The sequence below is a fragment of the Serratia myotis genome (assembly GCF_027474885.1).
Taxonomy (GTDB): Bacteria; Pseudomonadota; Gammaproteobacteria; order Enterobacterales; family Enterobacteriaceae; genus Serratia; species Serratia proteamaculans.
The window spans coordinates 1,558,917-1,571,079 of record NZ_CP099707.1 but is presented as its reverse complement, the minus strand read 5'-3'; the positions used below and the strand labels follow the sequence as shown (position 1 = coordinate 1,571,079).

General features: G+C 59.1%; 11 protein-coding genes. 3 read left to right on the top strand and 8 right to left on the bottom strand.

Going from position 1 to position 12,163, the window contains the following annotated elements:
• Window positions 1-18: 18 nt before the first annotated feature.
• Window positions 19-984: a 23S rRNA (adenine(1618)-N(6))-methyltransferase RlmF gene (rlmF, locus tag NHG65_RS07405; RefSeq protein ID WP_170287984.1), complete on the bottom strand. Its 966-nt coding sequence runs from the start codon at window positions 982-984 to the stop codon at window positions 19-21.
• A gap of 119 nt (window positions 985-1,103) precedes the next feature.
• Here rlmF and NHG65_RS07400 point away from each other — a divergent pair, with 119 nt between their 5' ends.
• Window positions 1,104-1,742 carry a flavin reductase family protein gene (locus NHG65_RS07400; RefSeq protein ID WP_099064040.1) on the top strand — a complete coding sequence of 213 codons (639 nt, stop codon included), beginning with the start codon at window positions 1,104-1,106 and terminating at the stop codon, window positions 1,740-1,742.
• A gap of 65 nt (window positions 1,743-1,807) precedes the next feature.
• Here NHG65_RS07400 and NHG65_RS07395 read toward each other — a convergent pair whose 3' ends face one another.
• From NHG65_RS07395 to NHG65_RS07380, 4 genes are all read right to left on the bottom strand, one after another.
• Window positions 1,808-3,664, bottom strand: a complete 1,857-nt coding sequence (locus NHG65_RS07395; RefSeq protein WP_499183115.1) for a M3 family metallopeptidase — start codon at window positions 3,662-3,664, stop codon at window positions 1,808-1,810.
• 50 nt (window positions 3,665-3,714) lie between these two features.
• On the bottom strand, window positions 3,715-4,674 hold the full coding sequence (ybiB, locus tag NHG65_RS07390; RefSeq protein ID WP_499183114.1) for a DNA-binding protein YbiB: 960 nt from the start codon (window positions 4,672-4,674) through the stop codon (window positions 3,715-3,717).
• 39 nt (window positions 4,675-4,713) lie between these two features.
• Window positions 4,714-5,346: an FMN-binding negative transcriptional regulator gene (locus NHG65_RS07385; protein WP_261427079.1), complete on the bottom strand. Its 633-nt coding sequence runs from the start codon at window positions 5,344-5,346 to the stop codon at window positions 4,714-4,716.
• A 61-nt stretch (window positions 5,347-5,407) separates the two neighbouring features.
• Entirely contained in the window at window positions 5,408-6,832 is a 1,425-nt protein-coding gene (locus NHG65_RS07380) for an MFS transporter (RefSeq protein WP_499183113.1), read from the bottom strand.
• Between the two features lie 100 nt (window positions 6,833-6,932).
• On the opposite strand from NHG65_RS07380, the gene NHG65_RS07375 reads away from it, so the two are divergent.
• A complete protein-coding gene (locus tag NHG65_RS07375; protein WP_099064035.1) occupies window positions 6,933-7,769 on the top strand; it encodes a helix-turn-helix transcriptional regulator in 837 nt (278 codons plus the stop codon).
• A 2-nt stretch (window positions 7,770-7,771) separates the two neighbouring features.
• On the opposite strand, the gene NHG65_RS07370 is transcribed toward NHG65_RS07375, so the two are convergent.
• Window positions 7,772-8,401 (bottom strand): LysE family translocator, encoded by a 630-nt coding sequence (locus tag NHG65_RS07370; RefSeq protein ID WP_085115842.1) that lies wholly within the window; start codon window positions 8,399-8,401, stop codon window positions 7,772-7,774.
• Window positions 8,402-8,471: 70 nt separating this feature from the next.
• Window positions 8,472-9,386: a DMT family transporter gene (locus NHG65_RS07365; protein WP_099064184.1), complete on the bottom strand. Its 915-nt coding sequence runs from the start codon at window positions 9,384-9,386 to the stop codon at window positions 8,472-8,474.
• A 136-nt stretch (window positions 9,387-9,522) separates the two neighbouring features.
• Between NHG65_RS07365 and NHG65_RS07360 the strand changes: the two genes are divergently transcribed.
• The gene (locus NHG65_RS07360) at window positions 9,523-9,957 is read left to right on the top strand and encodes an Lrp/AsnC family transcriptional regulator (protein WP_099064034.1); all 435 of its coding nucleotides are present in this window, start codon (window positions 9,523-9,525) and stop codon (window positions 9,955-9,957) included.
• On the opposite strand, the gene dinG is transcribed toward NHG65_RS07360, so the two are convergent.
• Window positions 9,958-12,156 (bottom strand): ATP-dependent DNA helicase DinG, encoded by a 2,199-nt coding sequence (gene dinG, locus NHG65_RS07355; protein WP_099064033.1) that lies wholly within the window; start codon window positions 12,154-12,156, stop codon window positions 9,958-9,960.
• Between the last annotated feature and the right edge of the window lie 7 nt (window positions 12,157-12,163).

Here is a 12,163-nt window from a genome sequence, read left to right as displayed (position 1 = left end):
TAACCGGCATCTGGGGAATTAACGCCAACGTTCTGCCGCCCAGGCGGCCTGCTGTTCTGCGTCATGGAAGGTCCAGGCAACGAAACGGCTGATCTTTTGCCCCTGCGCCATCTCAATGGTACGCACTTCGGCCGCACCCGCCAGCTTCAGCGCGTGATAAATCGATGGCAAAGTAGTGTGTTTGGAAATCAGCGAGGTGAACCACAGGCAGTTCTGCGCCTTGCTGACGCTTTCCTCTACCATTTTACGCACAAAGGCTTCTTCGCCACCTTCACACCAAAGCTCGTTATTTTTGCCACCGAAATTCTGTACCGGCTTGTCGGCCACTTCGCCTTTGCCCAGCTTGTGCAGTTTGCGACGGGTGCTGGCCTGCGATTCCTGTTCGGAACCGTGGAATGGCGGGTTACACAGCGTGGCATCAAACTTCTCAGCCACACCGATAATGCCGTTAAAGATAAACTCCGGCTGTTTTTGCAGGCGCAGACGCACGCTGTTTCTCAACGTCGGGTTCATTTCGACGATCATTTTGGCCGAATTAAGCGATACCGGGTCAATCTCCGAACCGGTAAAACGCCAGCCGTACTCGCGCAGGCCAATGATCGGATAAATGCAGTTGGCACCAATGCCTACATCGAGGATCGCCACGCCTTTACCGCGCGGGATCTCACCGTCGTTGCTGGTCGCCAGCAGGTCAGCCAAATGGTGCAGGTAATCGGAGCGCCCAGGGATCGGCGGGCACAGGTAATCGGCAGGAATGTCCCAATGCTCGATACCATAAAAATGTTGCAGCAACGCACGGTTGAGCATTTTAACCGCCGCCGGATCGGCAAAATCGACCGAGATATCGCCCCAGGCGTTCGGCTTGACGAACGGCTCCAGCCCCGGGCAACTGGCGATCAGCGCCGGGAAATCATAGCGTGAGCGATGACGGTTACGCGGGTGCAGTCCGCTTTTCTGCTGCGGGAAGCTTTTCTTTTTTTCCACCGTGACGGGCTCTCTTAAAGGTATTTCTGGCGCGTAAGATACCATAAAGCAGCGGCAAACTTGCAGACGACGGGAAACGCGTCAGAATAAAAGCTCTGTTTCCCTATCTCAGGTCACCTATGAGCAGTGAGTCCCGTTATTACTATGAACCCGCCGCAGGGCATGGTTTGCCGCATGATCCGCTAAACGCCATCGTCGGCCCGCGCCCCATCGGTTGGATCTCATCGGTCAGCGTCACTGGCCAGCGCAACCTGGCACCCTACAGCTTTTTCAACTGCTTCAATTACCGCCCACCGATCATCGGCTTCGCCAGCACCGGCTGGAAAGACAGCGTGGCGAACATCGTCGAGACCGGGGAGTTTGTCTGGAACCTGGCGACTCGCCCATTGGCCGATGCCATGAATAACAGCTCCGCCAGCCTGGCACGCGGGGAAGATGAATTCGCTTTTGCCGGTGTGACACCATTACCCAGCCGTCGGGTGAAGGCCGAACGCGTAGCGGAAAGCCCGGTGAACTTTGAATGTCGCCTGTCGCAATGCATTCAGTTGCAAAGTGCCGGCGGCGAAAAAGTGGAAACCTGGCTGATACTGGGGGAAGTGGTGGCGGTGCATATCGATCCCGCACTGCTGGACGAACATGGCGTCTATCAAACCGCCGCCGCCGAGCCTATTCTGCGTGCAGGGGGCCCGACCGCTTACTATGGCATCTCGGAACTGCACCGTTTCGATCTGACCCGGCCGGATGCGCAAAAGCGCTGAGTGACCTCATATTTTTGATAAAAAGCCCGCTGATACGCGTTATTGGCGGGCTTTTCTCATGGGATTCAGACCAGACGTGCGTTAATCGCCGCAGCGAAATCACGACACATCTTTTCGTCACCTTCGGCGTTATCCGCCAGCACCTGCTCGCCATCCACCACGCGGATATGCGCCGCCAGGTCAAAGTCCGCCGCCGGTTGAGGCCGGGCAGCCGCAGCCGCGATGGTCTGCTGCGCATCCTGCCACGCCTGTGCCACCGTCTGGTTACAGGCCTGCGCCAGATAGTCCGGATTAAAGCCTTCGCCGGTCAGGCTGCGTAGCGTCTCATCGTGGCTGACACCGTTACCCGGCAGCCAGTAGTGGCGCGCCAGGTCCGGGCCAATCGCCGGGTTATCGGTGAGGTAACCGTCACGCTGCAAGAAGAAGTGACGCGTCTGTTCGACCGCCATCAGCGCCAACAGATAGCCCTGATAGGAACAGGCCGACTCCAGCGACAACAAATGCGGGATCGCCAGCGTCGGACGCGGGCTGCCGCTGATGCCCAGTATTTTGTGCTCAACCTCACGCGCCAGCGCGGTAATCGCCTCCGGCGTGCACTGCTGTTCATCCCACTGATATAACGCCCATTCAAAGTACGGCACCAGCAGAATATGGCGCTCGTTGAACGCACGCATCGGCTGACGCGCAGCAATGCTGGCCTCAATCAGCGCATCCGGTACCGGCTCGCCGGCGGCGTTTTTCGCATAGCGTTTCAGCCAATCGGCGTCGTCCAGCAGGCTGTCGCAGAACATCGACTGGGTTTCGGCATAGGCCATAGACGTCGGCGGGAACTCCTGCGAGAAACAGGGGGCATTCTGGCAGATATTGGCGAAGTGAGCGGCGTGACCGCCCTCGTGGAACAGCGTATTCAACCCCTGAGCGCCACTGCCCACCTGATCCGGCTGCGCCAGACTGGTAAAGTTAATCCGTGCCGGCAGCCATTTCCCCTGCTGGATAAACGGCGGTACCGGCCCATGCATAAAGCCATTTTCATACTTGCCCTCACGCACCAACAGATCGAGATCCATCTGCGCACCGCGAAAACCGATGTGCAGTCGTTTGAAGCTGTTGATCCAACGCTCAAGCGACTGGGCGAACGGGAAGTAAGGATCCAGTTGGCGGGTCACGTCACCGGCGCTGGCAAAGCGCAGGTTCCAGGGCTCCAGTGCCTGTTCGCCCTTTTGCGCTGCCAACTGCTGCAGGCTGCGTGAGTTGGCTTCACGGGTTTGCTGTTCGAAGCGATCCAGAATGGCAAACAGCTGTTCCGGCGTCATGCGCTCGGTTTTGTTCACCTTGTAGTCGAAATAGTTGCGAAAGCCCATCTGGCGCGCAAAGCGGTTGCGCAGGCCAATCAGCTCCGGCAGGCCGTTATGCAGCAGCCACTGTTCCAGCTCACGCAACGCCTCCTGCGAACTACGGCGATAGTCTTCATTTTCATTGGTGGCCTGATTGGTCAACAGCTCGCCGAGCGAGGCGTTCACCCGTTGCCCGGTGGCATTCAAATGGCTGACCGGGTTGGCCTTGCGCCGGGTATAAAGGTCCGCTTCGGCGCTGATGATGTGATCCAGCAGCGTCTGGGCCTCGGCATCTTCAATGGCGTTACAGTCAAAGAAACGCAGCCAGCCGTTCAGCCCGTGTTGCAAGGCGTCGCGCTGCGCATCCTGTGGCAGGACCTCCAGCCCGGCGAGCAACTGACGGATCTCCGCCAATCGACGCGGCTCAGCGATAAAGCGTTTATAGGCGCTTTCCGCCGCCGAGAAGCGTGCAGAAACATCGTCACCGCCAGTGCCCATATAGTTCTGCCAGAACAGATCTTCTTTGGTGCGGTGAACCTCAAGGTAATCCTGATTCAATTGATTGAAGTAATCGAGAGCCTGTTGCATAACCATCCTTTCAGCCGATTCGCGAAGTATTCCAGTATAGACGATGGGATTTACGCGCTGCGTAAACGCTCCAGTCCCTGCTCCAGGCTGCCGACTTCACCGGTAGCCAGCAAACAGCAGGCAATCTGGCGCTGGATCGCCAGTGGGATTGCCACTTCCCCCGCCAGACAACGTTCGGTCCAGCGTGCGGTGGTTTCGGCATCTTTTGCTGCCGGCAGATCAGGCACTTCATCCTGCCCCGGCCGCTCCAGCAGCACCTGCTGCTCGCCGTTAACGATGTAATGGATCTGCGGGCAACGCTGCGGATTGGCGTAGGCCTCGCCTTCGGTGCCGTGCATCAACAACCCACGGGCGCCGATCTGGCGGAAAAACGAGGCCACCCGGCCAACGTATTCCGGATGCGACACGCTGGCGATACGCAGCACATCCTGCCCGGTAAACGGCGTGGCCAGTTTGGCCAACGTATGGGCACTGTTGCGCACCCCCATGCGCCAGCGCATGCCAAGCTGACGATCCAGAGGTGCAGACAAGGCCGAAATCGGGATAAACACCGCTTCACCCTGATCCAGACGCTGCTGGGCATCGGCGGCGTCTTGCGACCAGGGCAGGCCCAACGCCTGGAAGGTTTCGGCACTGGTGACGCGGGTGCTGTCATCCAACACGCCATGCACCACGACCGGCAGACCGACACGCTTGAGCAACAGTGCCAACAGAGGCGTCAGGTTCGCCTGTTTGCGCGCACCGTTATAGCTCGGCAACACCACCGGCATCGGCCGCCCTTGTGGTGCCTGCAGACACATCACCTGCTGCTGCATCGCCTGGTAAAAACCGAGCATTTCCTCTTCGGCTTCCCCTTTGATGCGCATGGCAATCAGGATGCCACCCAGTTCCAGCTCGCCCACTTCACCGGCCAGCATCTTTTGATAGAGCTGGAAGGCGGTTTCCCGGTCCAGATCGCGCGCATGGTTCTTGCCACGGCCTATTTCTTTGATAATTTTGGTGTAATCCATCGTCTGCGTTCCCCTGATTCAGTCTGGGTTCAGCATACCTTATCCACGCCGCCGCTCAACCTCATCCGCCAGTCGTTGCTGATCTGCATCACCGGCACGCAGCCCGGCGATCACCCCGTCAACGTCTTCGGCGCTGCGGTTCTGGCTCATCTTCCCTTTGCCTTCACGGCGAGTCACGGCGATCTCGATGCCGACAATGCCCTTGATTTGCGCAGCAATGTAATGGGCCGGGGCGTCGTCGATACGCCAGGGTTCAGGCTGACGTCCTTCCTGCAATGCTGTCAATCCTTCCAGCTGTTGCCGCAACCAGCCCGCGTCCTCCGTTACCCTGGGCACGCCGTGCAGTTGCACCACGCTGTAATTCCAGGTCGGCACCACCTTGCCGGTCTGACGCTTGGTTTCATACCAGCCGGGCGAGATATATCCCTCTGGCCCCTGAAATATCACCAGGCATTCCTGCACCTTCTGTAACAACGTCCAGTGGGGATTGGCGCGGGACAGGTGCGCCCGCAGCACCACGTTTCCCTGCTCATCGGCGTCAATCAAAAACGGCAGCGGGTCGGCTACCAGGCCCTGCTCACCCTGGCTGATTAACATGCCCAGCGGGTGGGCACGAACCAGCGCAATTTGGCTTTCCAGGCAGTCATCACGAAATGAAGCGGGTTGATACATGGCGTTGAGCGTCCTTTAGCGTAATCGGGGAGATGAAATAGCAATAACACTCACCCGCGGTTTACTGAAGAGCCACTTTGCGCTGTTGTTGAATGATCCACCTCAGCAGCACAAAGGCGACAACCATCGCCAGCAGGTTGTAAACCATTGCCCCGGCAAACGCCTGCCCATAGCGTTCAGCACCTGCGCCGCCTGCCAGCAAGGGGACAAAAAATGCACCGCTGGCGGCAATCCCCAGGGCGCCGCCGACCTGCTGCACGGTGGAAATCACCCCGGCGGCCATCCCCGCCTGCTGCTGTTTTGCCAGTCCGAGCACCAGATTAAGCAACGGCGTCATGCTCAGTGCCTGGCCAAAGCCGAGGATCACCAGCCCCGGCAACAACCACAGTGGCTGCACCAGCGCCGCCCCCCACAATACCTGTGCCACCAGCAGGGCCATCCCCGCGGCGTAAATCACCACGCCAAGTGCCAACACGCCATTGCCCCAACGCTGCGCCAACATCGGTGCCAAAAATGAAGCCAGCATAAAAGCCACGCTGGCGGGGGCAAACAGGCTGCCGGCCTGAAACGGCGTCAGGCCAAGGCCTGCCTGTAGCAGCAGGGCAAAACACAGGAAGAACGAAGAAGCGGTCGAGTAAATCGCCAGCACCACCGCCACGCCTGGGGCGAAACTCCCCTGCCGCAGCAACGCCGGATCGAGCACTGCGTCTCCGGCACCCAGCGCCAGTCGGCGTTCCCAGCGAATAAAGCCCCACAGCACCGCCACGCTCAGCGCCAGCGCAGGCAATACCCACCAGGGCCAGCCGCGTGACGGCCCTTCCAGCAACGGAACCAGCAACAGCAGCAACCCGCTGGCCGCCAACAGCAGGCCAACGCCGTCCAGCCGCTGTGCCTGTTCAAGGCGTGACTCGGGAATGCGCCGCGCCGCCAGCATCGCCAGCGCACCCACCGGCAGATTGATCAGGAAAATCATCCGCCAGCCGCTGCCGAAAATATCGGCTTCAATAATAAAGCCACCGAAGATCTGACCGACAATGGCCGCCAGCCCCAGCGTCATGCCCAGCCAGGCAAAGGCGCGCCGCCGCTGGTGCTCACTGTAAAGCACGCGCAACAGCGCATAGATTTGCGGGAACAGCAACGCCGCCGTTGCCCCTTGCAGAAAACGCGCCACGATCAGCATGCTGAGGGAGGTCGCCATACCGCACAGCGCCGACGTCAGCGTAAAGCCCAACATGCCAAGGCTAAACATGCGACGGCGACCAAAGCGATCGCCCAGCCGCCCACCGGCAATCAGTAACACACCGAATGCCAACTCATAACCGGCAATAATCAGCCCGATGCCGGCAAAGTCGGCGGCGAACTGCTGCTGGATCACCGGGGCGGCCACGTTCACCACAAACAGGTCAAACACCGTCACAAAACCGCCCAGCAACAACACCGGTAACCCAGGCAGACGACGATCGTTCTCCGCTAATGACTGTTCCATAAATGCCTCCAAAGATTGAGATGGCGACAGTATGGAACATGTCATAAACTGTTACTATATAGCCAGTTATACTATTACTAACAGCAACAGGACAGCCACTATGCCACCGCGCACCCTCAATCGAACCCGTCAGGATCTGGCGGATTTTCTGCGTCAAAAGCGGGAGAAATTATCGCCGCAGGCCGTCGGCTTGCCGAGTGGTACCCGACGCCGGACGCCGGGGCTGCGGCGCGAAGAGGTGGCCGCACTGGCGGGGGTCGGCCTTACCTGGTACACCTGGCTGGAACAAGGGCGGGAGATCAACGCCTCGGTGGATTTTCTGGAAAACCTGGCGCGGGTGCTGAAGCTGGATGCCACCGGGCGCTACCATCTGTTTTTGCTGGCGCATCAGCGGCCGCCGGTGCCGGTAGGCCATCAATGGTGTCAGGTATCGCCGCTGGTACGCCGCCTGCTGGACGACCTGAAACTGCGCCCGGCTTACGTCATGAACCTGAGCTGGGACATCATCGCCTGGAACCCGGCGGCGGATCGGCTGTTTGCCATCGGAGATCGCCCGGCGCAACAACGCAACATGCTGTGGATGCTGTTCGCCGATCCACAGCTCAACCAGCGGCTGATGGAGTGGCAGGCGCAAGCGCCGCAAATCCTGGCCAGCTTTCGCCGCGACTATGCCCGCGCACCGGAAGACGCCACCATGCAGCAACGGGTTCAGACGCTGGAACAGGTATCACCGCAGTTCCGCCAGCTGTGGCAGCAGCATGATATTCACGGCCTCTGCCAGGGGCAGCGTACTTTCACGGTGCCGGGTGCCGGCCAGGTGACGTTCGAACATGCGTCGTTCATTGTCGATGAGGAAAATCATTTGCGACTGGTGATGTACAGCGCGCTGGCGCAATGCCCGGCCAGCGCGGCGTTTGAGGCATTACTGCAGGCGTAAGGCTATTTACGGCTGTCAAAAATCAGCTTGCAGGCCAGCCCGGCGAATACGCCACTCAGCAGGTAGTTCGGCCAGCGCGCGCTGAAGCGGCGGCCGACGAAACGGCTTTTCATGCTGCTGACCGCCATGATCAACCCGCCGTTAATCAGCAGCCCCACCAGATTCAGCACCGTCGCCAGTAACAGCATCTGCACCACCAACGAACCGGCCTGCGGATCGATAAACTGCGGGAACAATGCCAGAACGAACAGCGCCATTTTGGGATTGAGGATGTTGGTGAACAGCCCCTGTCGAAAAATCCGCATGGCCGGTACTGCCGCTAACCCAGCAGAAGCCTGCAAACTGCTGCCGGTTCGCAGCGTTTTCCAGGCCAGATACAGCAAATAGGCTGCCCCCAACATGCGCACCGCGTCATAGGCCAGCGGCACCGCGACGAACAGTTGCGACAGGCCTAACGCCGCCGCCAGGGCGTGGCAATAGGTGCCAAGCTGGATCCCCGCCAGTGACGCGAAACCCGCGCGTCGGCCCTGACTGACGCTGCGTGAAGCGATCAGCAACATATCCGGGCCGGGAGTCACCGTCAGCGCCAGGCAGGCGCCGGAAAACAGCAAAAGTGTGGAAGCATCAACCATAAATCACCTGGTACCGCGTGGCGGGAAACAGGTTTTATCATAGATCTACCGCCGCCGTTTGTCAGCTCTGTCACTGTTCGGGGGCCTGCTTGCCGCCTGGCGCAGCCGTTAGCCGAACCCGGCGCTCACCCAGCAGGTTCATGCCCGCGGCCGCCAGCAGGATGATAGCCGCGCCGGCAAACTGCAGCGCCACCAACCGATGACCAAATGCCAGCCGATCCACCAGCATGGCGGCAATCGGATAAATAAAGGACAGTGAGCCGATAAGGTTGGTCGGCAACTTTTGGATCGCGCCATACAGCAATACGTACATGATCCCGGTGTGTAATACCCCGACCGTCACCAACATGCCCCACTGTCCGGCACTGGCCGAGGCATGGAAATCCACCAGCGGTAGCAGCATCACCACGCCGACCGTGACCTGGATCAGCGCAATCAGGTGCGGCGGCGTCCCTTTCAGTCGTTTGGCGGCCAGCGCCATCAGGGCATAGAAAAACGCCGCCCCCAACGCCAGCAGAATACCCATCAGGTAGTTATTCTGTCCGCCCGCCTGTTTCGGCTGCGCCAATACCACCAGCATCATGCCGACAAATGCCAGCACCAACCACAGCAGTTTGCGGGCGGTCAGTTTCTCACCGAGAAACACCGCACCCAGCGCCACCAGCATAAACGGCTGAGTGTTGTACACCGCGGTAGCGATGGAGATCGACGCATAAGAATAAGCGGCAAACAGCAGCAGCCAGTTGATCACCAGCGCGACGCCACCGGCAATCGCCACCAGCAGCGTAGTGCGCGTCAAAATATCACGTCGCAGTTGGCCCAGCGCCGCGCAGATTGCCAGCAGCACCAACGCGCCTATCGCACAACGCCAGAACACCACGTTAATCACCGGCTGGCCGGACATCAGCACAAACCAGCCAATGGTGCCGGAAATCAGCATCGCGGCGATCATCTCCAGCGAGCCGCGTTTTATCTCTGCATTCATGGTTGTTTCCTCAGGGTAGCCCAATACGCTTATCTTGCGGCTTTCCCGCGCCGGTTTCCATGGCATAAAAAAGGCCATTATGCTTAACTGCCTTTTTATCGAAGGCATAAAACATAAATAACCTAATGGAGGTTGTATGGATGATATCGATCGCCAGATCCTGACCCTGCTGGCCGAGGATGCACGGGTGTCGCTGAAAACCCTCAGCGCCAGCGCCGGACTGTCGTCACCCAGCACTTCGGAACGGCTGCGGCGGCTGGAAGAAAGTGGTGTGATCCGGGGCTACACCCTGAACGTCGATTTGCAGGCGTTGGGCTACGCTTTTCAGTCGCTGGTGCGCATCAAACCGCTGCCGGGCATGCTGAAGAAGGTTGAACAGATGATCCAGGCGACCCCAGAGGTAATTGAATGTGACAAGGTGACCGGCGAGGACTGCTTTATCGTGCGTCTGGTGGCGCACTCGATGGAGCAACTCGACCAGACCCTTGATCGTCTGGCCGAGTGCGCGCAAAGCAACACGTCTATCGTCAAAACCACGCCGGTGAAGCGCCGCCTGCCGCCGCTGCTTTGATTAACGCGTACGCCGACGGGCGAACGGATCCTTGCGCTTTTTGTCTTTTTTCTCTGCCGCAGCGGCAGATTTGACCGCGGCCAGGTGCGCCTTGTCTGCTTCAGGGACTTCGCGCTGTTCGATAGGAAACACCGGCAACGCCGCCAGCAAGCGCGACCCATAGCTTTTGGTCAACAGGCGGCGATCGTAAATCACGATCTCGCCGTGGCATTCATTACTGCGGATCAGTCGGCCCACTTGCTGGATCAGGTTGAACGAAGCGCTTGGCAGGCTCTGTACCTCAAACGGATAGCGCTTCAGCGACTTCAGCCATTCACCCTCGGTCAGGATCACCGGGCTGTCGATCGGCGGGAAGGCAATTTTGTGGATATGTACCTGGGTCAGCAGCTCACCTTTCAGATCCAGCCCTTCGGCGAACGACTGCAGGCCGATCAACACGCTGGCGGTGCCCTTCTCGACCCGTTTGCGGTGCTCTTCCACTAACCGGTAGCGCGGTTGATCGCCCTGTACCAGCAGCATCAGGCGCAGATCGGTGACGTAGCTGAGAAAGGTCTGCATCGCCCGGTGGCTGCTGAACAAGATCAGCATGCCCTTGTGCTTGCCGCTGGCCTGCTCGGCACGGAAAAAGCGCGCCATCTCTTCCAGGTGTTCGGCCTCATTGGCCATCGCCGGCTCAAAGCGCATGTTCGGAATGACAATCTTGCCCTGCTCCACGTGATTGAACGGCGAAGACAGGGATTCGAAGCGATCGCCGGCCTTTTCACTCAGCCCACTCATTTCTTGCAGACGCGCAAAGCTGTTCAGCGAGCGCAGCGTCGCCGAAGTGATCACTACGTGCGGCACCTTGCGCCACAGCAGCTTTTCCAATTGATCGCTGACGCGGATCCCCACGCAGTGCAGATACAGATGGGTCACGTTATCGCGCAAGTCGCGCGTGACCCATTTGGAGATCGGCGCATTGGAAGACTTGTCCAACGCCGCCAGCCGCCACAGTTTGCTCATCGCCTCCAGATACCCCAGGGTACGGCTCATCTGAATGATGGAACGATGCAGACGCACAATGTCGTGCTTGCCGGTCTGTTCGCTGAGATCGTTGACGATAAACTCTGCCACCCCGCGCAAAGCGTCGGTCAGTTTGAACAAGCGCGCGCAGGTTTCCACCATTTCCGCCGGCAGTTCGCCCATTTCAAAACGGTGTTCGGCGATGACGGTGTCAGTCGGCAGATAAGCGCTGACCTGATGCTCGAAAATCTGGATCAGTTCGCGCAGTTCTTCACAATGGTTTTTCAAACGTTCGTCGTTCGCCAACCCCGGCGGACTTTTAGGTCGGTATTGCGTCATGCACTGCTCAACGTGACGCACGATCATGTCCAACTGCAGGTTAGTCGACAATGCGGTGATTTCGCCCTCAATCTCCAGTGCGTCACGCGCCACTTCCGGCAGATGATGGCCTTCGTCCAGCACCAGCAGTAGCTCTTTCGGGTTGGGCAGCACCGATTCGGTTTCCAACGCCGCCATCACCAGCGCATGGTTAGCCACCACCACGTCGGCGGTCTCAATCTCTTTGCGGGCGATATAAAACGGGCATTCACGGATGTAATGGCAGTTACGGCCCAGACAGTTGGCTTTATCGGTGCTCAGTTTGATCCACAGTGGATCATCAATCGACAGCTGATAATGGTCGCGCAGCCCGTCCCACTCATGGCGGCTGAGCGCTTTACTCAGCTTTTGGCACAGCGCCTGTTCTTCCCCGTTGGAAGGGGCCAGTTCGTCGCCCAGAAACAGCATCAGGTCGCCCTGCTCGCTGACGTCAGTGCTCAGCGCCGCCAGGTTACGCGGGCAAACATAACGCCCGCGACCAAAAGCACCGGTAAATTTCAGATCGGGAATGATCTTCTTCAGCAGCGGCAAATCCTTACTGTAGATCTGATCCTGCAGCGCCACGTTAGCGGTGCTGACCACCAAAGGTTTGCTCTCGGCGCGGCCAACGGCGATCCCCGGGATCAGGTATGACAAGGTTTTGCCTACGCCGGTCGGTGCCTCGATCGCCAGATGGCGCGGATAATCACCGGCCAGCGTTTTCGCCACTTCGGCGATCATCTGCCGTTGCGGTGCACGGGAAATAAAATCCGGTATTTGCTGCTGCAGGGCTTTGTACCACTGGCCAATCTGATCTTTAACTGCGGGGGAGAGCGCCATTCAACTC

Excerpts from the sequence above, each read along its gene's own strand:
- NHG65_RS07400 (WP_099064040.1), top strand. The coding sequence starts at position 1,104 with ATGAGCAGTGAGTCCCGTTATTACTATGAACCCGCCGCAGGGCATGGT.
- NHG65_RS07395 (WP_499183115.1), bottom strand. The coding sequence starts at position 3,664 with ATGCAACAGGCTCTCGATTACTTCAATCAATTGAATCAGGATTACCTT.
- ybiB (WP_499183114.1), bottom strand. The coding sequence starts at position 4,674 with ATGGATTACACCAAAATTATCAAAGAAATAGGCCGTGGCAAGAACCAT.
- NHG65_RS07385 (WP_261427079.1), bottom strand. The coding sequence starts at position 5,346 with ATGTATCAACCCGCTTCATTTCGTGATGACTGCCTGGAAAGCCAAATT.
- NHG65_RS07380 (WP_499183113.1), bottom strand. The coding sequence starts at position 6,832 with ATGGAACAGTCATTAGCGGAGAACGATCGTCGTCTGCCTGGGTTACCG.
- NHG65_RS07375 (WP_099064035.1), top strand. The coding sequence starts at position 6,933 with ATGCCACCGCGCACCCTCAATCGAACCCGTCAGGATCTGGCGGATTTT.
- NHG65_RS07370 (WP_085115842.1), bottom strand. The coding sequence starts at position 8,401 with ATGGTTGATGCTTCCACACTTTTGCTGTTTTCCGGCGCCTGCCTGGCG.
- NHG65_RS07365 (WP_099064184.1), bottom strand. The coding sequence starts at position 9,386 with ATGAATGCAGAGATAAAACGCGGCTCGCTGGAGATGATCGCCGCGATG.
- NHG65_RS07360 (WP_099064034.1), top strand. The coding sequence starts at position 9,523 with ATGGATGATATCGATCGCCAGATCCTGACCCTGCTGGCCGAGGATGCA.
- dinG (WP_099064033.1), bottom strand. The coding sequence starts at position 12,156 with ATGGCGCTCTCCCCCGCAGTTAAAGATCAGATTGGCCAGTGGTACAAA.